We start from the raw sequence: 536 nt of genomic DNA on the forward strand, positions 1-536 counted from the left end.
CCGACAGCCCATGGAGCCGGGTGCGGCAGGCCATGGCATGGCACGGCCATGTCGTGGTGCACGCCAACTGGCGGGACTGGCTGCGGGCGGCCATCGCCGACCCCCAGCTGCGCCCGCTGCTCGGCGCCCGGGACTGGCAGCGGCTCAACAACCTCCAGGACCCGGAGGCCCGTGACCGCTTCGCCGCCTCCCGGCTCCTGGTGAAGCACACCGCGGGCGCGGCCCTCCAGACCCCGCCCGAGACCGTGGAGCTGGCCTCCAAGGCGGGCGGGCGCCCCTATCTGCGCGGCTGCGACCAGATCGAGGTCAGCCTCAGCCACACCCGGGACCTCCTGGTGGTGGGCCTCAACCGGCGCGGCCGGGTCGGCGTCGACACCGAGCTGGCCGACCGCCGCATCCAGTACTCCGCGGTCCAGCGCCATCTGTGCACCCCCGCCGAGCGCCGCTGGCTCGGCGGACTCGACGAGGCCGAGCAGCAGCGCCGCCTGGTGCGCACCTGGACGCTGAAGGAGGCGTACACCAAGGCGCTCGGCCAG

1 protein-coding gene is annotated in these 536 nt (G+C 74.6%); it reads left to right on the forward strand.

Annotated features, from left to right (window positions below):
* Positions 1 to 32: 32 nt before the first annotated feature.
* Positions 33 to 536: 4'-phosphopantetheinyl transferase superfamily protein (locus E6R62_RS38925; RefSeq protein ID WP_306432521.1), on the forward strand; the 504-nt coding region annotated here is incomplete at its 3' end.

This window comes from Streptomyces sp. A1136, from assembly GCF_004795055.1.
Taxonomy (GTDB): Bacteria; Actinomycetota; Actinomycetes; order Streptomycetales; family Streptomycetaceae; genus Streptomyces.